Here is a 23,075-nt window from a genome sequence, read left to right as displayed (position 1 = left end):
GGAGTTTTCCAATGGCGCATGACGATCCTTTCACCGTCGACCTGTTCGGCAATACAGCTCTCGCATCCGGTTTCGATCTCGGTGTGCCGGGTTTCGCAGCAGACTTCGGGCCCGTTATCGAAATCGATCCCCGGCCCTCGAAGCTGGCGCCAGCCGCTCCGGTCCGCAAAGAACCGAAAACCACGCCGCAGATACGGACGAAGGTCGATTTCCGGTTGCAGGGTACTCGCGGTCTCGCCAAAACCTGGCGCGACCGGGCACGAGACAATATCGCCGCCATCCAACTGGCCAACGAGATCGAGCGTCACGGCCTTCCGGCCCGATCTGACCAGCAGGCAAGGTTGATCAAGTTCACCGGCTTCGGTGCATCGGATCTGGCCAACGGCATATTCCGACGTCCGGGCGACGAGGCGTTTCGCAAAGGCTGGGAAGAACTCGGCGGCAATCTCGAAAGCGCCGTTGCGGCGGCCGATTACGCGTCTCTGGCGCGGTGCACGCAATATGCTCACTTCACGCCGGAGTTTATCGTTCGCGCCATCTGGGCAGGCTTGGTCCGAATAGGCTTCAAGGGCGGCCGGATCCTGGAGCCGGGTATTGGCACGGGCATGTTTCCGGCGCTGATGCCGGATGCGATCTCCAAGGTCAGCCACGTTACCGGCGTCGAGCTCGATCCTGTCACCGCCCGCATCGTCCGGCTGCTGCAACCGCGGGCCAGAATTCTCAACGGCGATTTCGCGCGAACAGAGTTACCGGCGCATTTCGATCTGGCGATCGGCAATCCGCCGTTTTCCGACCGCACGGTGAAAAGCGACCCGGCTTTCCGCTCTCTCGGTTTTCGGCTGCATGACTATTTCATCGCCAAGTCCATCGACCGGCTGAAGCCGAGAGGTCTTGCAGCCTTCGTGACCTCGTCCGGCACGATGGACAAGGCCGACGCCCGCGCCCGCGAATACATCGCCGGCATGGCCGATCTCAGCGGCGCCATCCGTCTGCCCGAAGGCAGCTTTCGCGCCGACGCCGGAACGGATGTGGTCGCCGATATCCTCTTCTTCCGAAAGCGTCATGCAGACGAGCCGGCTGGCAACGACAGCTGGCTTGATCTCGTGGATGTCCAGTCGGAAGGCGAGGGCGGTAGCATCCGTATCAACAGGTGGTTCGTCGATCATCCCGACATGGTGCTGGGCCGCCATGCGATCAGCTCAGGCCCATTCGGCGAGACCTATACCTGCCTCCCGATTGGTGATGATCTCGAAACAAGCCTGAACGCCGCGATCAGTCAGCTACCAGCCGACATCTACGACTGCGATTTGACGACGATCGATTTCGAACTTCAGGATGAGGTGGCGGATGCGATGGCCGAGCGGCCTGATGATCCCAAGGTCCGCGAGGGCAGCTATTTCGTCGGAAAAGCCACGGCCCTGATGCAGGTGGTGGATGGGGTTGCTGTCCCGGTCGAGGTCAGGAAGGGCCGCAGCACCGATGGCATCTTCGCCAAGCATGCCCTCGTTATCCGCAAGCTCATCCCGATCCGCGATGCGGTCCGGCTCATTCTCAAGCTTCAGGAACGCGATCAGCCATGGCAAAAGGCGCAAGCGTCGCTGCGCATCGCCTGGTCGAGCTTCATACGCGAGTTCGGCCCGATCAATTTCACCAGCGTCTCTACCGCGGAAGACCCGGAAACCGGGGAGATCAGAGAAACCCACCGCCGGCCGAACCTGGCGCCGTTCCTCGACGATCCCGATTGCTGGCTGGTGGCCTCGATCGAAGACTACGATCTGGAGACCAACACCGCCAAGCCGGGTCCGATCTTTACCGGACGCGTCATAGCGCCGCCGCCGGCACCAGTGATCACTTCGGCGCTCGATGCGCTCGCGGTGGTGCTCAACGAGCGCGGCCATGTCGATCTGAATCATGTCTCCGAGCTACTGCACCGCGACGTTGATGATGTCATCGGCGAGCTGGGCGAGGCGGTCTTCCGCGATCCGTCCAATGGCTCCTGGCAAATGGCCGATGCCTATCTGTCCGGTGCGGTCCGGTCGAAGCTGGTGACCGCACGCGCGGCTGCGGATCTCGCTCCCGCATTTGCGCGCAACGTCGCGGCGCTTGAGCGCGTCCAGCCAGCCGATCTGCGGCCCTCGGATATCACCGCACGCCTCGGCGCCCCATGGATCCCCGCCGATGACGTCGTCGCCTTCGTGAAGCAGACCATGGATGCCGATATCTCCATTCACCATCTGCCGGAATTGGCGACCTGGACGGTCAATGCCCGGCAGCTGGAATGGTCGGCAGCCGGCACCACGGAATGGGGCACCCACCGCCGCCATGCCGGTCAGCTTCTCTCCGACGCTCTCAACTCGTCCGTACCGCAGATCTTCGACACGATCCGCGATGGGGAGACCGAGCGTCGGGTGCTGAACACTGTGGAGACGGAAGCCGCCAAGGAAAAGCTCGCCAAGATCAAGTCCGCCTTCCAATCTTGGATCTGGTCGGATCCGGATCGCACCGACCGGCTGGCGCGCGTCTATAACGACACTTTCAACAACATCGCGCCGCGAGCCTTCAACGGCGATCATCTCCAACTGCCCGGCGCCTCTGGCGCCTTTTCTTTGTACCGTCATCAGAAGCGCGGCATCTGGCGGATCATTTCGGCCGGCACTACCTACCTCGCGCACGCCGTCGGTGCTGGAAAGACGCTGACCATGGCCGCCGCCATCATGGAGCAGCGCCGTCTGGGTCTGATCAGCAAGGCGATGCTCGTCGTGCCGGGCCATTGCCTGGCCCAGGCCGCGCGTGAGTTTCTGGCGCTCTATCCCAATGCCCGCATCCTTGTCGCCGACGAGACCAACTTCGCCAGGGAAAAGCGCCATCGCTTTCTGTCGCGGGCTGCCACCGCCAACTGGGACGCCATCATCATCACCCACTCGGCGTTCCGCTTCATCTCGGTGCCATCGGTCTTCGAGGCACAGATGATCCAGGACGAGCTGGAGCTCTACGAGGAGCTGCTGGTTAAGGTCGATAGCCAGGATCGGCTGTCGCGCAAGCGCATCGAACGCATGAAGGAGGGCCATAAGGAACGGCTCGAAGCGCTGGCCACCCGCAAGGACGACCTGCTGACCATCTCGGAGCTCGGGATCGACCAGATCATCGTCGACGAGGCGCAAGAGTTCCGCAAGCTGTCCTTTGCCACCAATATGTCGACGCTTCGAGGTGTCGATCCGAACGGCTCTCAGCGCGCCTGGGACCTGTTCGTCAAATCCCGCTTCATTGAGACGAAGAACCCTGGCAGGGCGCTGGTGCTGGCGTCGGGCACGCCGATCACCAACACGCTCGGCGAGATGTTCTCGGTGCAGCGAATGATGGACAGCCAAGCGTTATCGCACCGTGGTCTGCACGAGTTCGACGCCTGGGCCTCGACCTTCGGCGATACCTCGACGGAACTCGAACTGCAGCCATCAGGCAAATACAAGCCGGTCACGCGCTTCAGCCAGTTCGTCAACGTGCCGGAACTGATTGCCATGTTCCGATCGTTCGCCGACGTTGTGCTGCCAGTCGATCTCAGGACCTATGTGAAGGTCCCCGATGTCTCCGGCGGCAAGCGCCAGATCGTCACCGCCGAGCCGACGGCCGCTTTCAAGTCCTACCAGAAACAGCTGGACGCGCGGATCAAGGCGATCGAGATGCGCGATGGCCCGGTCAAGCCCGGCGACGACATCCTGCTCTCGGTCATCACCGACGGACGTCACGCCGCGATCGATCTGCGCCTCGTCGATCAGGCGATGGGCAACGAGGCCGCCAACAAGCTGAATGCGCTGGTCACGAACACCCACCGGATCTGGCAGGAAACGGGAGAGGCAGAGTATCGTCGCAAGGACGGCAAGCCGTTTGACCGGCCGGGCGCCGGCCAGCTGATCTTTTCCGATCTCGGCACGATCAATGTCGAGGCGACGCGCGGCTTCTCCGCCTATCGCTGGATCCGAGATGAGCTCGTCCGCCTTGGCGTACCGGCTTCGGAAATTGCCTTCATGCAGGATTATAAGAAGTCGGACGCCAAGCAGCGCATGTTCAACGACTTCAATGCTGGTAAGGTCCGCGTGCTCATCGGCTCGTCCGAAACCATGGGCACCGGCGTCAATGTCCAGGCGCGGCTCAAAGCCCTGCATCATCTCGACGTGCCTTGGCTCCCGTCGCAGATCGAACAGCGAGAGGGCCGCATCATTCGTCAGGGTAACCAGCATGACGAGGTCGATGTCTTCGCCTATGCGACGCTCGGCAGCCTCGATGCCACCATGTGGCAGAACAACGAGCGCAAGGCGCGCTTCATCGCGGCGGCTCTCTCCGGTGACACCAGCGTTCGGCGGCTGGAGGATATGGGCGAGGGGCAGGCAAACCAGTTTGCCATAGCCAAGGCCATCGCGTCCGGCGACGAGCGACTGATGCAGAAGGCCGGGCTGGAAGCAGAAATCGCCCGCCTCGATCGCCTCCGCGCCGCCCATATCGACGATCAGCATGCGATCCGCCGGCAGATCCGCGACGCCGAACGGGATATCGAATTCTCCAGCCGCCGGATCGAGTATGTGGGCAAGGACATCGACCGTCTGGTCGCGACCGCGGGCGATGCATTCATGATGCAGGTCGTAAGTGCCGAATTTGACGAGCGCAAGCTTGCTGGCCGCGCGCTGATGAAGGAAATCCTGACGCTGGTTCAGCTACAGGAAGAGAAAGAGGTGATCATCGCCACCATCGGCGGCTTCGATCTCGCCTATCATGGCGAGCGGTTCGGAAAGGACGGCTACCGCTACGACACGTTTCTTCAGCGCACCGGTGGCGACTACGAGATCGACCTGGCCGTGACCACAACCCCGATCGGCGCCATCTCCCGCCTCGAACATGCGCTTGGCGGGTTTGAACAGGAACGAGAGAACTATCGCAATCGGCTCGCCGATGCGAAAAGGCGTCTCGCCTCCTATACGCCGCGACTGGGTGAAAGCTTCTCATTCGAAGCCGAGCTTGAACTCAAGCTGAGCCAACTGGACGAGATCGAAAGGGATCTGGCGGCAACCGCCGACGAACCAGAGGAGGATCGCAAGAAAGCTGCATAAACAGCGGCATTTCCACCGTCACTTGAAACCGGGTCGGGTCATACACATCTACCGGTCATCACCCGTTTCGATGGTTTCATGCAGTGGCGATTGCCGCGCGTTTGAAGCTGTCCGGGTTGGAAGGGCGCTCCCCGAAAGGGTCGAGCGCCCTTTCGTTTTTGATCTTCAGGCGCTATTCGCCGAGCTTGTAGATCGCGGCATTGTCCTGCTGTTCCCGCAGGCCTTTATATGAAGCGTGCCGCAATTTGCCATCGTCGGTCCAGGCACGATATTCGATCTCGGCAATCAGTGTCGGTTGAACGAAGACGACCCCCTTCTTATCGACCGCAACCGGCGCACGCTTTGTGTTCAGCGTGTCCAGCATCCGGCGTACCTCGATTGCATCCTTCTCTTTGAAGCCAGTCCCGACCGAACCGACATAGACGAACGCGTCGCCCTGGTAGGCCGCGAGCAACAGGCTGCCGATCCCGCCGCGTGCCGCGGTCGACGGCTCGTAGCCCACAATTACGAAGCTTTCGCTCTGGATGCATTTGATCTTCAGCCAGTCGCCAGGTCGGCCCGAGCGGTAGGTGCTTTCGCGGTGCTTGGCGATGATGCCTTCCAGGCCGTGCTCGCGCGCGGCCGCCAGAAGTGTCGCGCCATCCGCTTCGACCTCCTGCGAGATGCGGATCGCTCCTTCGCTCTCGCCGATCAGGTCTTCCAGCAGGTGGCGACGTCCGGACAACTCCATCTTCGTCAGGTCATGGCCATCGAAATACAACAAGTCGAATGCGTAGAGGATGGCCTCGTCTGACGCCTTCTTCCCCCCGCGCCCACCAAGTGAACGCTGCAGCGCCCCGAAGTCCGAGCGGCCCACGGCATCGAGGACAACGGCTTCCCCATCCAGAATAGCCGTTCCTAAGCCGAGCTTGCGCGCAGCGGCGGCGATCGCCGGAAACCTGTCGGTCCAGTCATGACCGCCACGTGTGATGATCCGCACCGCGTTCGGCTCAATATGAACAGCTACACGATAGCCGTCCCATTTGATCTCGTAGATCCAGTCCGGTCCCGATGGCGGCTTTGCTTTCAACAGCGCCAGGCACGGCTCGATGCGACCGGGCATCGGGTCGAACGGCAATTGCGGTTGCGCCGGGTCGCGTGGTTTGCGCGGTCGCGAGCGGATTGGAGCATCCGTCTCCCGCAAAAGCGGTTGGGATTTTTGGCGCGGCGGCTTTGTCATGGTCAGAGTTCAGCAGCAATTGCTTAAAATCGTGTGACATCACCGGGGGATGGAGGATGGGAGGAAAAGATGGGGGAGGAAAAGGAGATGGAAACCGGTTCGCAAGGACGGTCCAACGGCTGACGGTTCCCTCAATCGCGCCGGTCGCCGAGACCGGGCCAGCTTGTCTCGCAAGGCAGGTGTGCCTCGCTCTTCCGCAAGCCAGGTCTGCTCCGGCGCAATTGCAGCCGCTGGCCCGTCCTGCGGTTCGGGAGATGTCTTCGAAAAGAAGATGAGGAGGCAAGGACACTCCGTCCGCCCGAAACCGAAAGGTCATTCCCATGCAGTTGATTACAGCCGATCCGCGCAGCCTGAAGGACAATCCTGACCGGTCCCGCCAGTCGAAATCCTCACCCCAGTCCGACGCACTGCTCTGCGCATCGATCAGGGCCATCGGCGTCGTTCAGCCACCGATTGTCAAACTCGATCCGGAGGGCGGCAATAGCTACGTCATCGTCTTCGGACATCGCCGCGCCGCCCAGGCTATCGCCGCGGATCTCTTGGAAATTCCGCTGCTGCTGGCCGATCCCTCCGACGATCTCGGCGCGATGCAGTCCTTTGCGGAGAACATCGCCCGCGAGCCGCTGAACCCCGTCGATCAATGGCGCGCCATCGAACGGCTGGTGGCCCTGGGGTGGACCGAAGAGTCGATCGCGATGGCGCTGGCGCTTCCGAGCCGCCAGATCCGCAAGCTACGGCTGCTCGCCAATATCCTGCCCGCCATGCTCGACCAGATGGCGCGCGGCGACATGCCGAACGAGCAGCAGTTGCGCACGATCGCCGCCGCAGGCCAGGACGAGCAGGCCGAAGTGTGGAAGAAGTACAGGCCGAAGAAGCAGGACCCGCAGGTCTCGTGGTGGGAGGTTGCCCGGGCGCTGACCACGACCCGGATGCTCGCCAAACATGCAAGCTTCGGTGATGATCTGGCGCAGGCCTATGGTATCGTCTGGGTCGAGGACCTGTTTGCACCCGCTGACGAGGACAGCCGCTACACCACGGATGTCGAGGCGTTTCTCGGGGCGCAGCAGGAGTGGCTGGCCAACAATCTGCCCAAGCGCGGATCGGTCATAGAGGCCAACGAATACGGCCAGGCCAAACTCCCGGCCAAGGCACAACAGGTCTACGGCAAGCCCGGCAAGGGCGACCTGACCGGCTGGTACATCAATGCGCGCGATGGCTCGGTTCAGTCGGTTGCCTACCGCATGCCCGAAGTGAAGAAGCCGAAGCTGGTCAAGGATGCCGAGGGTGTCGATACCCTCGTCGAGGAGGTCGAGGCGCCGAAAGTGCGGCCCGATGTGACCCAGAAGGGTCTCGACATGATCGGCGACTTGCGGACTGACGCTCTGCACGAGGCGCTTGCTCGCGCGCCGATCGAGGACGACACGCTGATGGCTCTGCTCATTCTGGCCTTCACCGGCACGAATGTCAGCATTGCCAGCGGCGCATCGGACAATCCCTATGGTCATGCGAAATGCGCGCCGCATGCTGCCCGGCTGATCGGCGAGGACGGCAAGCTGTCCTTCGATCGCGAGACCTTGCTGCAGGCCGCACGCTGGGTTCTGATCGAAGTCCTGTCTCTGCGGCGCAATCGCTCTGATAGCGGCCTGATCGCCCGTATTGCCGGCGACGCTATCGGTGCTGACGAGTTCCTGCCCAATATGGGCACTGAAGACTTCCTCTCGTGCCTGTCACGCACTGCGCTGGAGGCTGCAGCGGAAACAGCAGGCGTGCCCGGCCGGATCAAGGTGAAGGATACGCGCGTGGCTCTGGTCGAGCATTTTGCCGAGGGAAAGCTGGTGCATCCGGCAGCGCTACTTGCGCCTTCGACTGAGGACGTGCGGTCCTGGGCTGGACGTTTTGCCAGTGTCGATAGCGGATCGGAGGATGCTCAAGACGCTCCCGCTACGCTTGAAGATCAGCCTCCCGGCAGTGGCGTTGTATCTCATTCCGCCGCCGAGGAAGAGGCCGACGAGGGTTTCCGCGAGGCTGCCGAATAGCGCTAGGCAACAGGATCTGAATCGCCGCCGCTCGCTCACGCCGGCGGCGTTTTCGTTTCGAGCAATCAGAAGGAGTTTGTCATGGCAGAGATCCGTGATGACATGGCCACCGAAAAAGCGGTGCATCAGGCTGAACTAAGGGCATTGGACCGGCCGACGATACAGGCAGGAGCGTCGACGCCTTGGGGCATGGCACAAGACTCGCGGCGATATGCCGATGGTATAATTCTGCATTCGACCGCAGGCCACGGTGGTTTCAGTCTGGATGAAATTGCAAACACCGTCGTCCATCCCCTCTATCGTAATGACGGCGGATTCTACGAGGAGGATTGTGAATGGGCGAAGGTCGCCCATGCCTTCCCGCAGCTGTTCACCGCCTATGAGCGGCGCATGGCTGATCGCACACTTCGCAACTATTACCCTGATGCCTACGAGCGGGTCATGAGCGTCACGCTGAATGCCAGTCAGTCTCATTTGCGGGAACGACAGGAATTCGAGAGTCGTCATCGCAACGACTGGGTGGTCATCGCAGCCCTCAATTCCGATCACGAGCCGGGTTTCGTCGAATGCATAGCAACGCTGGGCGGGATCCGGGGCGAGACCGGCGAACGGCGGTTTCTGGTTCCACGCTCCGACTACACGATCGGCCGGCATGGCTTCGTCATCGATCCGGTCAAGCACGAGCCATATGATGGTCCGTCAAGCTTTGTGACCTGGGCGGCGCGGCGATGACTGTGGCGTCCACCGACTGTCACCCTCCCCAAAATCAGGTGATCGATTTCATCGAGCACTATCGCAGGATCTGGGCACGGCAGCAGGATTGCCGCTCCCGGCGGGCAGAGCGGACACGAAAAACGAAGTCGCGGTGGAAATGCAAGGCACGGCATCGCCCACCATCGACTTCTGCACCATATCAACGGAGCCGGGTGAGAGCGGAAAGCCCAGCCAAGGTGAGGGTGTGATAAAGCGTTGATCGGAAGCGCGGAAGACATGGCACGGGGCAACCGGCTTGCAATGGCATGTGCTTGGCCCCGAGATTTGTCAGTTCCCCTAGTGGGTGACGCGGCGTTGCCTGGGGTCGGATCGGGGATGGCGATTGCATCATGCTGTCGTGGACCAGATCGTCGGCCGGCACAGCACCTCGGTTTTGCTGCGGTCTGACATGGGCGCGTCCCGGTCAAAGGCCGTGTGCCACGCCGCGTTGCGGCAGGATCATCGCCTCGTTGCAAGGCAGGCCCGCGTCTGTCGCAGCCCGCAAGTGCGGGCTGCACCATCCGCAAACCTTCCCCGCTCCTCCTGGCAATGCCCTGACCTTGGGCCGGGCCGCTGGTGCCCATGTCCTTTTGCCCGCACCCGAGAGGCTGAGCCGGACGACAACCGGCACCCCGGGCTTCGCTGAAACATCGCTCATAAAGGATCCGATCATGGCACCGCTCAACCGCTCCACCCAAAAGAACCGTCCGGCAAAATCCCAACGCGCCACTACACTCGAAATGGTCAGGCACGCCTGCCCAGATACAGCCCAGGCACTGCGCATCTCCGAAAGCTTCGGCCTTGCCCTCATCGACAGCGACGGGGTCCGCGATCTCCACCGCGGCCAGTTGATCGAAAGCGCCGATGCCCTGAAGGACGGCCTCGCCGAAAAGGCCATGCAGATCCACATGCAGCGCATCGTCGGATCCTTCGTCGGCTCAGCCTACGGCGCCGGGCAATTCTACAGCCGCGCGGTCACAGAAGCCCGCGATCTCACCATGAAGCTTTCCAACGATACCAGAGACGAGGACCTGGACGGCCCGGTAGGCTTCGACAGCCGAGCCCAGCGCAAGCGCGAGTTCGCCGCCGACATGGGCCTGCAGGCCCACGTGCTTCGAATGGCAGCCGAAGGTGCCGTCTCTGCTTACGAGGATATCACTGGCGAAACCTGGAAGCCTTACGAGCGCACGGTCGAGCAGCCTGCCAACTCGGTCGACAGGCAAGCCGCCACTGCCCAGATGTCAGCATTCGAATAAATGTTACCGCGGGGCCACGGCCCCGCGTTCATTGCCGCTAACAGATCTGGCTCAGTCTCGCTAGCAAGAACGATAGCGTTTAAGAGCAAACAAGAGGCCGAACTACCAGTCCGGTCTCGCGGTCGCAGTCGGAAATCCATGCACACACCAACAAGACCAATTAGTGCACGAATGGAATGAAATCATGTTTATCCACATGACGCTTTTGGTAGACCGTCTTCAATCTGATCACCCGACATGGACGGTTACGTCGTAGCCGAGAGACCGCAGTGCCTTGCTGGTTCGTCCGTTGCGAGGAGGAAACCGATCCGGAAGCGCCCAGCCGACAATCTCGCCGAGTGCGCTAACGCCTATCAACTCGATTTTCCTTTTCGGGTCGACTATGGCATCCCACAGACGCTGCGGAACATCGTCGATGCGCCCGCCGTAAAGGATGTAGGACAAGGTCTCCAGAGCGGAAACACCCCCTCGTGTCGGAGCGCGATAAATATGCCTTGCCAGAGCGTCAACCTTTTCAGGAATGTCATACGGCTGGCCGCCCTTCAGGCCAATCAGGCGATTGGGCGCACGGCGCGCGTATTCGCGAGTTGCATGGACTTTGCCGAGCACCTTGACGAACTGATCTTCAGTCAGGCCAGGCAATAACTCTTCAGAAAACGCCCGTCGCGGTACCGGCGCGGTCTTGTTAAGCATCCTGTTTTCAGCAGAACTGTCCGGAAGTTTACGCCACCACTTGATCGTGGCTTCAACGGCGGCATCCGGGTCGTTGTGATTTTTGGTAAAATGGGTTTCAAAGTCCGCCCGACGCCCGTCAAACGTGTTCTGGTAATAATGGGCATGCAGGAACTGATCGGCTTGGGCTCCCAGCGGAGCGGTGGCTCCCACCCAGGAAGGCCTATTGGCGTCAACGGAAATCTTAGCCGCAATGTCCCGGATGGTCTGAATCGTGCTGTTCCACTCGTCAAGGAAGGCTTGGCGGCGTTTTTCGTTGGCAGATTTGGTGCTCGTCCGAGCCAGTCCCGGGAAATGGGGAACTAGAGTTGTGGCGTTAAATGCGTCATCGGCTTCTTTGTGTGCTATCTTGCGCCTGGTCAGTTCCTTGTTGCGCGCCGACAGGAGATCGAAAAGTTCTTGGGTTAAAGGCGCAGCGTGCGCCTCGATTTGCGCGAAAAACTGCTCAAGCTCTAAATCGTGGCCGCCATCGACAAGCTCCGTTTCACTTAAAAATACACCGGCTTCGACGTTGTTCCACCACGCGCTCTGAGTGAGATTTGCGGACCCGATGTAGGCGCCGAAGCCTCTCCACCAGATGACCTTCGGATGAAACTGGCGAACGAGCTTGCAGACATACCTTCCGGATTTTCGGGATAAGAAACGTTCTAGTATCGGAATGCTGACGGGCACCTGGTCATCAAAACGCCCCCAAAATCGAAGGGGTAGTTTGTTTTCCCAGCACCAGTCGAAAAGCAGGTCATTCTCAGTTGCATAGGCGACTGCGGCATCGACGCGGTGCGTCTCTTCTGTGGCTTGGAGCAGAATATTGCGCAGGTAGTTTCCGTTAATCCCGTTCAGAAGCAGTTCCAAAACAAATCCTTTGTCGCGTTGGAGGGCGGCTATTTTCGATCAGAACTGGCTCGGTAGACCAGCTTCCAATGCCGCTTCGCGCTCTGCCTGTTCTGGAAGCCACGTTGCGTTTGCTCGAATGAATAGGATGACCGTCAATACCTCCGACAACATGTCCGAGTGGCCATCGTCGAGATCGTCGAAGTTTGCTTGACCAAACTTCAGGGCGACCGCGACGCGGCCAGCTGCGGCAAGTATCAGGTCGGGAACGTCGTCGTAACCAATCGCAGCCTGTTCGAGTAGCCCGCCGATGGCGGATTTTCCGAGAGGCTCACCGGTCCTACGATCACGCCATCTCTTCCCCTCCAGATATATCGAGCTGTTTTCTGGCCCATCGCGCAGTCGAATGACCTCATCCTCGTGCGCATGATAGTTGGCGGACGGCGTTGCCACGGAAATGTCCTCGATGAGAGTGTTCATGAGACCCGCAAGGCTATCTTCCTCCTCCCTGAAAACACCGATTGTTCCCGTGCGACGAAGTTCCCAGCAGGATGCGATGTGAGAAAGCGGGCGAAGAACAAATTCGTCGAGCCAATTGCTTCGTCCGAAGAAAGAAACGACCGCTTCAGATGACCAGGCGATCTCATTTTTAGTTTGTCGTTTGCGTACCACGGGCTTTTCCTCTTGGTCGAATCTACCGGACGATCTTATATCGCACCACCGAGGATCATCTGATCTGGCATCGTATAGGACTGTACCGCGTCGATCGACCCGGCTGTTTTCCAGCATCGCCCACTTTCAAATGCCCTGCCTCGGTTTCCGGGTCGATTTGATTGGGACAATGAAAAGCGTTGGTTCAGTCCACTTTTGCCGCGCTAGTTGCTGGCCTCGTCATTAACCTGTTGCAACGTATTCCGCCCAGATGGTTGCCATTGCCGTACCCCTTTATCCGCCAGCTCGCACGTCCACTGCGGTCTCGATGGGGCATGTCTGACCAAAGACCGCCTCGCGGTGCTCGGCTCGATCGGCATCCGCAACGGCCGGCTCGTTTTCTTCCCCTGTGCGCTGAAGCGCCCATTCCTCGCGAGACAAGAAAGCCTCTCCCTGGCCGTCCTCCACTCCGTTTCGGTCCGTTGGATGCAGGCCGATCGTCCCCGGTCCTATCGACTGCCATCGAGGCCGCGATGGACGCGGCCCGAACAACCGAAAAGGATTACGACAATGGCAACTATCGGCTCTTTCACCGCTTCCGGTAACGGCTTCTCCGGCACCATCAAGACCCTCAACCTCAACGTCAAGGCAACCATCCGCGCCGTCGAGCGCACTTCCGAAAAGGGCCCTGACTACCGCATCCTCGCGGGAGCCACGGAATTCGGGGCAGGCTGGAAGAAGACCTCGAACGAAGGCCGCGACTACCTCTCGATCAAGCTCGACGATCCGAGCTTCCCGGCCCCGATCTACGCCACGCTGATCGAGGTCGAAGGCGAGGAAGGCCTCTCCCTCATCTGGTCCCGGTCGAACCGGGACTGAGACTGGATGCCCCGCCCGCCAAGGCGGGGCTCTCCACGTCAGGGATCACTTGTTCAGTGCATCCTTGAGCGCCTTGGCAGGCGCGAAGGTCAGCTTCTTCGAAGCGGCAACAGTCATCTTTTCTCCGGTCGCGGGATTGCGACCCTCGCGCTCAGGCGAAGCTTTTACCTTGAATTTTCCGAAGCCTGGGATGGAGGTTTCAGCGTCGGAGCCTGCGGCATCGGCGATGGCCTGGAACACGGCTTCGACGATCCCCTTGGCCTGAACCTTCGTCAGGCCGTTGTCGGCGGCGATCTTTTCGGCGATTTCATTGGTGGTGGTCATGGATTCCTCGCATCTTCCTGTCAAAGATAAAATCCGTGTCAGCTTATGAGCGGATTGTCATCGGCGAGGATTGGGACAAAGTTCAGATCCTCTGGATGTCCACAGGTCCTTTTGGCCGATAACCCCGTTTACGCTTCTCGCGAAGCACGTCGAGGAACACGTTGATGGCCTGGCTCTCATTGTCGAACAGATGCAACATCTGCTTTCCGCGCGTTCCAATCCGACCCCAGGCGCGCACAAGCGAAACCTCTCCGAACAATGTCGGCTGAACAGAAAGCGCATAGAACCGCGCCATGTTCTTTTCCGGCGCGATACGTTCGACATAGAGGTGGTAGGGCTGCGTGATCATGCCCGCAGAATCGCGCGTTCGGAATCTGCCGTCCAATGAGAGTTTTGAATCGGTCGGGCATCATCGATTCACAATGTTGATCCGTCGGCGTTAGTTTCATTCGCACCAACTCCGCCGCGATCCTTGCCACTTCCGGGCCAGTCCTTCGGCGACGAGCATATCGCCGACCGAGCGCCGATCCCGGTAGACGATCCTGAGCTTCCGGCCAAAGCGATCTTCATCTCTGGCTGACGTCTTGAACGAGAGCGGACCCGAATTGAGGATCTCGAGCAGGCGCTGTTTCGCCGCAAGTCCGCGCTCGCGTTCGCGTTCGCATCTTGGCGGGCTGAGCTCCGGCGTGTCGATGTCGGCGATCCTGATCTTTTCGCCTCGAAACCAGAACGTATCGCCGTCCACCACGCAGGTGATACGTTGCCCGCTTCCGCATATAGAGAAGGCTTCGCTCGAGCCGCTTGCACTGCTTGAAGGCTGGGCTGAGGCAACAGATGCGAGGAAGCCAATGGCTAAGGGAGACAGGCTGGCGACGGCCGTAAAAAGTCTCAATGTCATTTATCCTCATTGTCTGTCATCGGAGCGGCCTTATAGGTCTTCACCCCGTCTGTGATTTGCTTGTGAAAGCGGTTTTCTCCGACGGACGCGCTCATGTCCCTGCGTCTGAACCAGATGGCGCGTCCACATCTAAGCGGCGGATTGCCTGACGTGAACACGATCTGCTCGTCAGCACGCATGCGAAGCACCTCATGCGGCAGTATCAGAGGCCGCCGGCTGAGCTGCCGGGAACGTGAGCGCGACGATCCCTTCATTCCTGAAGAGCGGTTTGTCTGGTCGACCTCGACCGTCGTATCGCCGCAGCGTTTCGAAATATAGTCGGCGGTATCAGGGTCGTTGATCGCAGCAAACGAGATCCACGACGCGGATTCGAACCACTTGCTCGTCGCGTCCCGCCCGCCATAGGCCTCGCGCATCTGGCCGATGGACTGGAAGATCATCTTCAGCGTGATGCCGTATTTGCGCCCGGCGTCGCGCGCGGTCTCCAGGATGCGTAGATAGCCGAGCCTGGCAACTTCGTCGAGCAGGAAGAGCGCGCGACCTTTCACATCGCCATTTCGATTGTAGATGGCATTGAGCAGCGATCCGATAACGACACGCGCCAGTCCCGGATGGGCTTCGAGGACCTTCAGATCGAGCGCAATGAAGATGTCTGTCCCGCCATCGGCAAGATCGTCGGTCGAGAAACTGTCGCCCGAGACGAGCGCGGCGTAGTTCGGATAGGACAGCCAGTGGGTTTCTTTCACCGCATTGGCGTAGACGCCGGAAAAGGTCTCGGGTGTCATGTTGACGAAGACCGAAACGTTCTCCTTCACGAAGTCCGATTCCGACTGCTCGTAGATCTTGGTCAGGCGCGCCCTCAGCTGCGGCTCCGGCTCGGAGAGATTGGCTCTCACCCGGCGCAACGTCTGGTCTTGCTCGTCCGTGTGACCGGACAGGCAGACGTCCGCGATCAGGGCCGTCAGAAGCTGCATGGCCGACGCCCGGAAGAAGTCGTCGCGCGCAGAGGCCGAGCGGGGATTGTCGGTCATAATCCACGTTGCGACGGCGACGATGTCCTCTTCTTTCGTGCTGTCGTGACGACCGATCCAGTCGAGCGCGTTGAAGCCGACGCCTGACGCAGAGGGATCGAGGATGATCACCTTACGGCCAGCCTTGCGGCGATGCTCTGATACCATCGGCGCGACTTCGCTCGATGGATCGAGGACAACGAGGCCGCCACCCCACTTGAGCGCGGTCGGGACCGTGACCGACGTCGTCTTGAAGCCACCGGATCCGGCGAAGACTATGCCATGCGAGGAGCCGAAAGAGCCGTCGAAGCATAGAAGCGGGTTCTTGCCCCCCGCGCCCCAGGTCGACGGATCGTCGGCGCGGAACGACACAGCCGCAACGCTGTCGCGATCGACGCGATACCGTTCTCCGACGACGATGCCGCCTGGATCGGGGAAAAGTTTTGCCGCCTCCTGCACTTTCATCCAGTCAGCCTCGCCATGCACCGCTCGCTTTCCCCCAATCCGCCGTGGCGAGGCTTTGGCAAAAGCTGCGTTGCCCTTCATCGCGACGCGCAGTGCGAAGACGCCGGCGAGGAACGTTGTCGACGCGCCAAGCATCGTTGCGGGGTCAGCATATCCGAGCACGGATTGACCTTTCGGGATGTCGCCAGCGATCCCGGCCAGGCGAACCCCTTCGCGCAGGAGAGCGATGAGGATTGCCACTCCATTTCCGCTGACGACACCCCATCCCGCCGCCTTGATACCCGCTGCGCCATTTGCCGCGAACAGGAAGATCGTGCCGATTGCAGCCGCAGTGGCATAGGGCAGCGCGAGGCCGATACGCCCGAGCATCAGCTTGGCCTGCGCCGTCTTGCTGAGCGCGGCCAGCCAGTGTTCGATCCCCGGCATTAAGACCACCACGGCGATCATCGTCGTGGCAGGGATGACGGCGAGGAACACTTTACTCGCCGTCATGAGCGAACGCCTCCGCGCCTATCGCCGTGAGGCGCGATTGCTCCGCATCGTTGCCCTTAAGGCGACGACTGGCGTCGATCAGCAGGCCGAGCAGCAGTGCCCGCTTCTCGTAGCGAAGTCCTGCCTTGACGATCAGGCCACCGAGCTCGATTTTTTCGCGCGTGTCTTTCTTTCGCGCGTCAGTCGTCATCGTGCGCGCCATGCGTTCAAGCTTCACCAGGCCTGCCCGCAGGCCCGCCAGTTTCGATCGTCGCCGCCGGTTCACCGTCGGTTCGAACATCCCCGGCATTTTTTCTTCCGGTCGAAGGCGCCTTACCTCCGCGAAACCGCCCGCTGATCTCTTCGAACGCGGCCTGTAGCTCGGCTTCCTCGATCTCGATCTCACCGAGACCGGCCTTCAGCGCGATCCGGCCGATGCGCTCGGCCTCGCGTGTTTCTGCTTGTCTCAGCTGATCCTGTAATCTGGCGATTTCTTCCCTGATCCTCGACGATGGTTTCTTCATTCCGGTCGTATCTCCCTGGAAATCTTGACGGCTCTGTTCCGTTGCAAGATTTCCTCAAAAGCACTTCCGAAGGAATGTGCAGATCTGCACGTCGGCAAAGCCGACACTTTGGAGGATGATCCCGCCGTTCCGAAGGAGCGGATCCAAGGGCGCAATTATACGTCGCTGATGCGACGTGCTTGCCCACGGCCCTGGCGGGGCCGTCGTAGGGTTGCCGCTCCCAATGAGCGAGGTTCGAACCGGGAGTGTTTTACGCCGTGGCCATCGCCCATTTCTCAGCCAGCATCGTCAGCCGCGGCGGCGGCCGCAGCGTGGTGCTGTCCGCGGCCTACCGGCACTGCGCGAAGATGGAATATGAGCGCGAGGCCCGCACCATCGACTACACCCGTAAAGAGGGGCTGCTGCATGAGGAATTCATGCTTCCGGCCGACGCCCCGAAATGGGTCCGCGCGATGATCGCCGACCGCTCTGTCGCCGGAGCTTCGGAAGCCTTCTGGAACAAGATCGAGGCCTTCGAGAAGCGTTCCGATGCGCAGCTCGCTCGCGACCTGACAATCGCTCTTCCGCTGGAGCTCACCCCGGAGCAGAACATCGCGTTAGTTCGCGACTTCGTGGCAAAACACATCCACGCCAAGGGTATGGTCGCCGACTGGGTTTATCATGACAATCCCGGCAATCCGCATATCCATCTGATGACCACATTGCGTCCGCTGACCGAGGACGGGTTCGGATCGAAGAAGATGGCGGTCATCGGCGAGGACGGCCAGCCGATCCGAACGAAGTCCGGCAAAATCCTCTATGAGCTCTGGGCCGGATCGACCGACGACTTCAATTCCTTACGCGATGGATGGTTCGAGCGGCTCAACCATCACCTGGCGCTTGGCGGGATCGATCTCAAGATCGACGGCCGTTCCTACGAGAAGCAGGGTATCGGCCTCGAACCGACGATCCATCTCGGCGTTGGCGCCAAGGCGATCGAGCGCAAGGCGCAGGAGCAGGGCGTCCGGCCAGAGCTTGAGCGCATCGAATTGAACGAACAGCGGCGGAGCGAAAACACCCGCCGCATTCTGAACAATCCAGCCATCGTGCTCGATCTGATCACGCGAGAGAAGAGTGTCTTCGATGAACGCGATGTCGCCAAGGTTCTGCATCGCTATGTCGATGACCCGACTGTCTTCCAGCAACTGATGTTTCGCATCATCCTGAACCCGGAAGTCTTGCGTTTGCAGCGTGACACCATCGAGTTCGCGACCGGAGAAAAAGTACCCGCCCGTTATTCGACCCGGGCAATGATCCGGCTGGAAGCGACGATGGTGCGGCAGGCGTTATGGCTGGCGAACCGGGACGGTCATCCTGTCTCTGAAGCTGCTATGGACGCAACGTTCCGGCGGCATGTGCGGTTGTCCCAGGAGCAGAAAGCGGCAATCGAGCGGATCGCCGGTCCTGCCCGGATTGCAGCCGTCGTTGGACGCGCCGGGGCTGGAAAGACTACGATGATGCTGGCCGCCCGAGAAGCCTGGGAGCTTGCCGGTTATCGTGTGGTCGGCGGAGCGCTCGCCGGCAAGGCGGCCGAGGGTCTTTCGAGCGAAGCGGGCATCGAAAGCCGCACGCTCGCGTCATGGGAACTGCGCTGGAACCGAGGCCGTGACGTTCTCGATGATAAAACCGTCTTCGTCATGGACGAGGCCGGCATGGTCGCCTCAAAACAGATGGCCGGCTTTGTCGATGCCGTCGTCAAGGCAGGCGCCAAGATCGTGCTGGTCGGCGATCCTGAACAGCTCCAACCGATCGAGGCGGGGGCTGCCTTCCGCGCCATTGTCGACCGCGTCGGTTATGCCGAACTCGAGACGATCTATCGCCAGCGCCAGGACTGGATGCGCACGGCGTCGCTCGATCTTGCCCGGGGCAACGTGGAAAAGGCGCTGACCGCTTACGATGCCAATGTCAGGATCACGGGAACGCGCCTCAAGGCCGAAGCGGTCGAGCGGCTGATCGGTGACTGGAACCACGATTACGATCAGACGAAGACAACGTTGATCGTCGCGCATCTGCGCCGCGACGTGCGCATACTGAACATTATGGCTCGGAAAAAACTCGTTGAACGCGGCATTGTCGGTGAGGGCCATGTCTTCAAAACGGCTGACGGCATTCGCCAGTTCGACGTGGGCGACCAGATCGTCTTCCTGAAGAACGAGACCTCGCTCGGCGTCAAGAACGGCATGATCGCTCATGTCATTGAGGCCGCACCGAACAGGATCGTTGCTGTCGTCGGAGAGGGTGATCAGCGTCGGCAGGTCATCGTCGAGCAACGCTTCTACAGCAATCTCGATCATGGTTACGCCACGACGATCCATAAATCGCAAGGCGCTACCGTCGATCGCGTTAAGGTGTTGGCAAGCCTCTCGCTGGACCGGCATCTGACCTATGTGGCGATGACCCGCCATCGCGAGGACCTCCAGCTTTATTACGGCCACCGGTCCTTCGCCTTTAACGGCGGCCTGGCCAAGGTACTTTCCCGAAGACAAGCCAAGGAGACCACGCTCGATTATGAGCGCGGAAAGCTTTACCGCGAGGCGCTGCGGTACGCAGAAAACCGTGGCCTCAACATCGTCCAGGTGGCGCGTACGCTTCTACGCGACCAACTCGATTGGACCCTGCGGCAGAAGACGAAATTGGTCGATCTCGGCCAGCGCCTTGCCGTCTTTGCAGAGCGTCTCGGTCTGCACCATCCCCCGAAAACCCAAACGATGAAGGAGGCCGCGCCCATGGTCACAGGCATCAAGACATTCTCCGGTTCCGTCGCCGATACGGTGGAGCAAAAGCTCGACACCGATCCAGCCCTCAGACAACAATGGGAAGAGGTTTCGACTCGTTTTGCTTACGTCTTTGCCGATCCCGAAACTGCTTTCCGGGCGTTGAACTTCGACGCTGTATTGGCCGACAAGGATACCGCACGGCACGTGCTTCGTAAGCTGGAGGCGGAGCCGGCATCGATTGGGCCGCTGCGGGGCAAGACCGGCATTCTTGTCAGCAAGACTGAGCGCGAGGACCGTCGCGTTGCGGACCTCAATGTTCCGGCCCTGAAGCGCGATCTTGAGCAGTATCTAAGGATGCGCGAGGCTGCCGTGCAGCGGCTGCAGGCTGACGAGCAGGCATTGCGTCAGCGCGTGTCGATCGACATCCCGGCATTGTCGCCGGCAGCACATGTGGTGCTGGAGCGCGTGCGTGATGCGATCGACCGCAACGATCTGCCGGCGGCGATGGCCTATGCCGTCAGCAACCGGGAAACCAAGCTGGAAATTGACGGGTTCAACCAAGCCGTCACCGAACGCTTCGGCGAGCGTACCATGCTCACCACTTCCGCGCGCGAACCCTCCGGAAAGCTCTTCGACAAACTTTCCGACGGGATGCAGCCCGAGCAGAAGGAGCGTCTGAAGGAAGCCTGGCCGATCATGCGCACGTCCCAGCAGCTCGCCGCTCACGAGCGCACCGTCCAGACTCTGCGGCAAGCCGAAGATTTGCGTCTCGCCCAGCGCCAGACGCCGGTGATGAAGCAATGACGCGGCGCGTTCCCCTATTCCTGCCCGGCGCGGGCGTGGCGATCGCCGCTCTGGTGGCAATCGCATACTTCGGCGGCTTTCGGCTGAACCTGACGCCGAGCGTGCCGCTTGGGCTCTGGCGTATCCTGGCCCTGCAGCGTCCGGTCGAAGCCGGCGATCTTGTGTTCATATGCCCACCGGTGACCGCCTCATTCGAGGAGGCACGGCGCCGCGGCTATGTCAGGCGTGGCCTCTGCCCCGGTGGCTTTGCGCCGCTGATCAAGACAGTGGCGGCGCTTCCCGGACAGCATGCCAAAATCGGCGTGAATGTCACTGTCGACGGCAAGCCTCTCGCCTCATCGATCGTTCGCGCGAGCGATGGCGAGGGCAGGCCGATCACACCGTTCAAAACCGGCATCGTGCCGCCCAAAAATCTGTTCCTTCACTCATCCTTTGCGAGCTCCTATGATAGTCGGTACTTTGGGCCGGTTCCCGACACGGGCCTTCTCGGCCTGGCGCGGCCAGTCCTCACGTTCGAACCGTAATTGGCAGCTAACCTGCCTGCTGATTGCTGTATCAGTCGCTTGCGGCTGGACTGCCTGGAGCGGTCATCTGCTGGCCCTTCCTGTCGCTGTGTTGTTGCCGGCGCTCTGGGCGATGTCGCCGTCGCGGCTGACGGCGCTGCTCGTGTCGGCCGGATATTTTCTGGCTGCGTCGCGTGGGCTGCCGCAAGGCGTCGCCAACTTCTATGCCGCCGATCTCTGGCCCGGGCTTCTGCTCTGGGCAGCTGCTTCGCTTTCCTTTGCCGGCGTGCATGCGGCGCTCTGGAAGGGGCGACCGGAAGGCAAGTCTCCGGGAGGTGGTCGAATGGGAATGGCAATGGCGGGGCGCTATCTGGCGGCGGCGCTTCTCATGGGACTGCCGCCCCTCGGCATAACCGGCTGGGCACATCCGCTCACTGTTACTGGCGTGCTCTTTCCGGGATGGGGATGGTGGGGGCTGATCGCGATGACAGCCGGCCTCGCGATGATGACATCGCGATATTGGCCGGCTACCGCCATCGTCCTGGGAGCATTGTGGCTCTGGTCCACCGCTACGTGGACATCACCGAACCTACCGGAAGGATGGAAGGGCGTCGACCTCGAACAGGGTCAGAAACTCGGAAGAGACGGCTCGCTCGACTATCACCGCGACCTGATCGCAACGGTTCGCGCGGCGGCATCAGTGAAAACCCGCTACATCGTTCTTCCCGAAAGTGCGCTGGGCTTCTGGACGCCGACCGTCGCGCGGCTTTGGAGCCAAGGCTTGCAAGGCTCGGAGGTAACTGTGATCGCCGGCGCGGCCGTTATCGATCCGGGCGGCTACGACAATGTCATGGTGGCGATTTCGGCTGACGAGGCACGAATTCTCTATCGCGAACGCATGCCGGTCCCAGTGTCCATGTGGCGGCCGTGGCGGGCATGGACCGGGCAGGGCGTTGGAGCCCGCGCCAACCTCTTCGGCAATCCAGTTGTGCAAAGCGACGGCCAGAAGCTCGCCGCGCTGATCTGCTATGAACAGCTCCTCCTTTGGCCGGTCCTGCAGTCGATGCTGCATTCCCCCACCGCAATCGTTGCCCCGGGCAACGGTTGGTGGACCGCGGGAACGTCGATCGTCGCCATTCAGACTGCGAGCGTGATGGCCTGGGCAAAACTGTTCGGACTGCCCGTCGTCACAGCGTTCAACAGATAAGGAATTGTTCGCGATGGTCGATGCCGCCCTCATCAAGGAATGCAGCGATCCCGGCCTGAAGCCGGCGATCGTCGAACAGTTCATCGAGCAGGCAGGGTCGCAGGATCCCTTGGCGGTAACGATTCGCTCCGGAAACCGCGTCGTTCTGGTGCCCAGGCCGAAGACGGCGGAGGAAGCGTTGGCGCTTATCCGAGACAATCTCGGTCGCAATACCGTTCGCGTCGGGATCACACAATATCCCGCTGGGCTCGGCATCCTGGAGGCGGGCCAGCTGAAGCCGGACCTGGTCGATGCTTGCGAGAACATGCGCATGGGCACGGCCCTGTTCGCCAAGGTCTATCGGATCGTGATGAAATGGTATGGAAATCCGACGGCCAAGGATGTCCTGCCGCAAGTGTTCGACGACGCGATCATCGCCTGGCAGACGGGATATTTCGAGGGAACGGCAGTGTTTCGGGTGGAAGATCCAGGAAACGTAAACCTTGCCCAGCCGGAGCCGGGTCGCCGCGATGGCTCAGAAACGCAAGTCGATATTCCGGAGAATGAAGCCACGGCGGAAGAACCAGCCGAAACTTCGGCGTCCGATCCCAACAAAGCAGGGATCAGGATCGACCTGTCCGGTATTGGTTCAAAATGACTTCGCCGTATCTGCAGCTC

The 23,075-nt window shown here is 60.8% G+C and carries 18 protein-coding genes; 9 read left to right on the top strand and 9 right to left on the bottom strand.

The features are described 5' to 3' along the window. The first annotated feature begins 11 nt into the window (after nucleotides 1-11). Entirely contained in the window at nucleotides 12-5,099 is a 5,088-nt protein-coding gene (locus tag DXT96_RS21125; protein ID WP_153516329.1) for a helicase-related protein, read from the top strand. A gap of 172 nt (nucleotides 5,100-5,271) precedes the next feature. On the opposite strand, the gene ligD is transcribed toward DXT96_RS21125, so the two are convergent. Then, on the bottom strand, nucleotides 5,272-6,318 hold the full coding sequence (ligD, locus tag DXT96_RS21120; RefSeq protein ID WP_153516328.1) for a non-homologous end-joining DNA ligase: 1,047 nt from the start codon (nucleotides 6,316-6,318) through the stop codon (nucleotides 5,272-5,274). 320 nt (nucleotides 6,319-6,638) lie between these two features. On the opposite strand from ligD, the gene DXT96_RS21115 reads away from it, so the two are divergent. The 3 genes from DXT96_RS21115 (at nucleotide 6,639) to DXT96_RS21105 (ending at nucleotide 10,363) form a co-directional block, all read left to right on the top strand. Continuing rightward, the gene (locus tag DXT96_RS21115; RefSeq protein ID WP_153516327.1) at nucleotides 6,639-8,354 is read left to right on the top strand and encodes a ParB/RepB/Spo0J family partition protein; all 1,716 of its coding nucleotides are present in this window, start codon (nucleotides 6,639-6,641) and stop codon (nucleotides 8,352-8,354) included. 81 nt (nucleotides 8,355-8,435) lie between these two features. Beyond that, nucleotides 8,436-9,086 (top strand): hypothetical protein, encoded by a 651-nt coding sequence (locus tag DXT96_RS21110; protein ID WP_153516326.1) that lies wholly within the window; start codon nucleotides 8,436-8,438, stop codon nucleotides 9,084-9,086. A 692-nt stretch (nucleotides 9,087-9,778) separates the two neighbouring features. After that, on the top strand, nucleotides 9,779-10,363 hold the full coding sequence (locus DXT96_RS21105) for a hypothetical protein (RefSeq protein WP_194287694.1): 585 nt from the start codon (nucleotides 9,779-9,781) through the stop codon (nucleotides 10,361-10,363). Nucleotides 10,364-10,591: 228 nt separating this feature from the next. Here the strand turns inward: DXT96_RS21105 and DXT96_RS21100 are convergent, their stop codons facing one another. Both DXT96_RS21100 and DXT96_RS21095 read right to left on the bottom strand, forming a co-directional pair. Beyond that, nucleotides 10,592-11,947, bottom strand: coding sequence for a phospholipase D family protein (locus DXT96_RS21100; protein ID WP_153516325.1), 1,356 nt, complete (start codon nucleotides 11,945-11,947; stop codon nucleotides 10,592-10,594). A 39-nt stretch (nucleotides 11,948-11,986) separates the two neighbouring features. Continuing rightward, nucleotides 11,987-12,598, bottom strand: a complete 612-nt coding sequence (locus DXT96_RS21095) for a hypothetical protein (RefSeq protein WP_153516324.1) — start codon at nucleotides 12,596-12,598, stop codon at nucleotides 11,987-11,989. A 549-nt stretch (nucleotides 12,599-13,147) separates the two neighbouring features. On the opposite strand from DXT96_RS21095, the gene DXT96_RS21090 reads away from it, so the two are divergent. Next, nucleotides 13,148-13,456 carry a DUF736 domain-containing protein gene (locus tag DXT96_RS21090; protein ID WP_153516323.1) on the top strand — a complete coding sequence of 103 codons (309 nt, stop codon included), beginning with the start codon at nucleotides 13,148-13,150 and terminating at the stop codon, nucleotides 13,454-13,456. 45 nt (nucleotides 13,457-13,501) lie between these two features. Here DXT96_RS21090 and DXT96_RS21085 read toward each other — a convergent pair whose 3' ends face one another. The 6 genes from DXT96_RS21085 to traC form a co-directional block, all read right to left on the bottom strand. Continuing rightward, complete coding sequence (locus tag DXT96_RS21085; protein WP_153516322.1) at nucleotides 13,502-13,780, bottom strand: HU family DNA-binding protein; 279 nt, start codon at nucleotides 13,778-13,780, stop codon at nucleotides 13,502-13,504. Between the two features lie 82 nt (nucleotides 13,781-13,862). Further along, nucleotides 13,863-14,129 (bottom strand): WGR domain-containing protein, encoded by a 267-nt coding sequence (locus DXT96_RS21080; RefSeq protein WP_153516321.1) that lies wholly within the window; start codon nucleotides 14,127-14,129, stop codon nucleotides 13,863-13,865. A gap of 96 nt (nucleotides 14,130-14,225) precedes the next feature. Then, entirely contained in the window at nucleotides 14,226-14,678 is a 453-nt protein-coding gene (locus DXT96_RS21075) for a thermonuclease family protein (protein ID WP_153516320.1), read from the bottom strand. Beyond that, nucleotides 14,675-16,645: a Ti-type conjugative transfer system protein TraG gene (gene traG, locus DXT96_RS21070; protein WP_153516319.1), complete on the bottom strand. Its 1,971-nt coding sequence runs from the start codon at nucleotides 16,643-16,645 to the stop codon at nucleotides 14,675-14,677. The genes DXT96_RS21075 and traG overlap by 4 nt, the downstream gene beginning before the upstream one ends. Further along, complete coding sequence (traD, locus tag DXT96_RS21065; protein ID WP_194287693.1) at nucleotides 16,632-16,847, bottom strand: type IV conjugative transfer system coupling protein TraD; 216 nt, start codon at nucleotides 16,845-16,847, stop codon at nucleotides 16,632-16,634. Before traD ends, traG begins: the two co-directional genes overlap by 14 nt. A 4-nt stretch (nucleotides 16,848-16,851) precedes the next feature. Beyond that, a complete protein-coding gene (traC, locus tag DXT96_RS21060) occupies nucleotides 16,852-17,148 on the bottom strand; it encodes a conjugal transfer protein TraC (protein WP_153516318.1) in 297 nt (98 codons plus the stop codon). A gap of 257 nt (nucleotides 17,149-17,405) precedes the next feature. On the opposite strand from traC, the gene traA reads away from it, so the two are divergent. From traA to DXT96_RS21040, 4 genes are read left to right on the top strand one after another with little or no spacing between them, the layout of a single operon-like run. Next, nucleotides 17,406-20,708 (top strand): Ti-type conjugative transfer relaxase TraA, encoded by a 3,303-nt coding sequence (traA, locus tag DXT96_RS21055; RefSeq protein ID WP_371418960.1) that lies wholly within the window; start codon nucleotides 17,406-17,408, stop codon nucleotides 20,706-20,708. Further along, nucleotides 20,705-21,232 (top strand): conjugative transfer signal peptidase TraF, encoded by a 528-nt coding sequence (traF, locus tag DXT96_RS21050; protein ID WP_153516317.1) that lies wholly within the window; start codon nucleotides 20,705-20,707, stop codon nucleotides 21,230-21,232. Before traA ends, traF begins: the two co-directional genes overlap by 4 nt. Next, nucleotides 21,153-22,418: a conjugal transfer protein TraB gene (locus DXT96_RS21045; protein ID WP_153516316.1), complete on the top strand. Its 1,266-nt coding sequence runs from the start codon at nucleotides 21,153-21,155 to the stop codon at nucleotides 22,416-22,418. Before traF ends, DXT96_RS21045 begins: the two co-directional genes overlap by 80 nt. Before the next feature lie 13 nt (nucleotides 22,419-22,431). Beyond that, nucleotides 22,432-23,055, top strand: coding sequence for a TraH family protein (locus DXT96_RS21040; RefSeq protein WP_153516315.1), 624 nt, complete (start codon nucleotides 22,432-22,434; stop codon nucleotides 23,053-23,055). The last annotated feature ends 20 nt before the right edge of the window (nucleotides 23,056-23,075 follow it).

Origin of the sequence: Agrobacterium sp. ICMP 6402 (assembly GCF_009498615.1) — a bacterium.
Lineage (GTDB): Bacteria > Pseudomonadota > Alphaproteobacteria > Rhizobiales > Rhizobiaceae > Agrobacterium > Agrobacterium burrii.
The sequence above is the reverse complement of the archived record's forward strand: the minus strand, read 5'-3'. Positions and strand labels throughout refer to the sequence as shown.

Coding starts and splice junctions, on each gene's coding strand:
- DXT96_RS21125 (WP_153516329.1), top strand. CDS start 12: ATGGCGCATGACGATCCTTTCACCGTCGACCTGTTCGGCAATACAGCT.
- ligD (WP_153516328.1), bottom strand. CDS start 6,318: ATGACAAAGCCGCCGCGCCAAAAATCCCAACCGCTTTTGCGGGAGACG.
- DXT96_RS21115 (WP_153516327.1), top strand. CDS start 6,639: ATGCAGTTGATTACAGCCGATCCGCGCAGCCTGAAGGACAATCCTGAC.
- DXT96_RS21110 (WP_153516326.1), top strand. CDS start 8,436: ATGGCAGAGATCCGTGATGACATGGCCACCGAAAAAGCGGTGCATCAG.
- DXT96_RS21105 (WP_194287694.1), top strand. CDS start 9,779: ATGGCACCGCTCAACCGCTCCACCCAAAAGAACCGTCCGGCAAAATCC.
- DXT96_RS21090 (WP_153516323.1), top strand. CDS start 13,148: ATGGCAACTATCGGCTCTTTCACCGCTTCCGGTAACGGCTTCTCCGGC.
- DXT96_RS21085 (WP_153516322.1), bottom strand. CDS start 13,780: ATGACCACCACCAATGAAATCGCCGAAAAGATCGCCGCCGACAACGGC.
- DXT96_RS21080 (WP_153516321.1), bottom strand. CDS start 14,129: ATGATCACGCAGCCCTACCACCTCTATGTCGAACGTATCGCGCCGGAA.
- DXT96_RS21075 (WP_153516320.1), bottom strand. CDS start 14,678: ATGACATTGAGACTTTTTACGGCCGTCGCCAGCCTGTCTCCCTTAGCC.
- traG (WP_153516319.1), bottom strand. CDS start 16,645: ATGACGGCGAGTAAAGTGTTCCTCGCCGTCATCCCTGCCACGACGATG.
- traD (WP_194287693.1), bottom strand. CDS start 16,847: ATGGCGCGCACGATGACGACTGACGCGCGAAAGAAAGACACGCGCGAA.
- traC (WP_153516318.1), bottom strand. CDS start 17,148: ATGAAGAAACCATCGTCGAGGATCAGGGAAGAAATCGCCAGATTACAG.
- traF (WP_153516317.1), top strand. CDS start 20,705: ATGACGCGGCGCGTTCCCCTATTCCTGCCCGGCGCGGGCGTGGCGATC.
- DXT96_RS21045 (WP_153516316.1), top strand. CDS start 21,153: ATGATAGTCGGTACTTTGGGCCGGTTCCCGACACGGGCCTTCTCGGCC.
- DXT96_RS21040 (WP_153516315.1), top strand. CDS start 22,432: ATGGTCGATGCCGCCCTCATCAAGGAATGCAGCGATCCCGGCCTGAAG.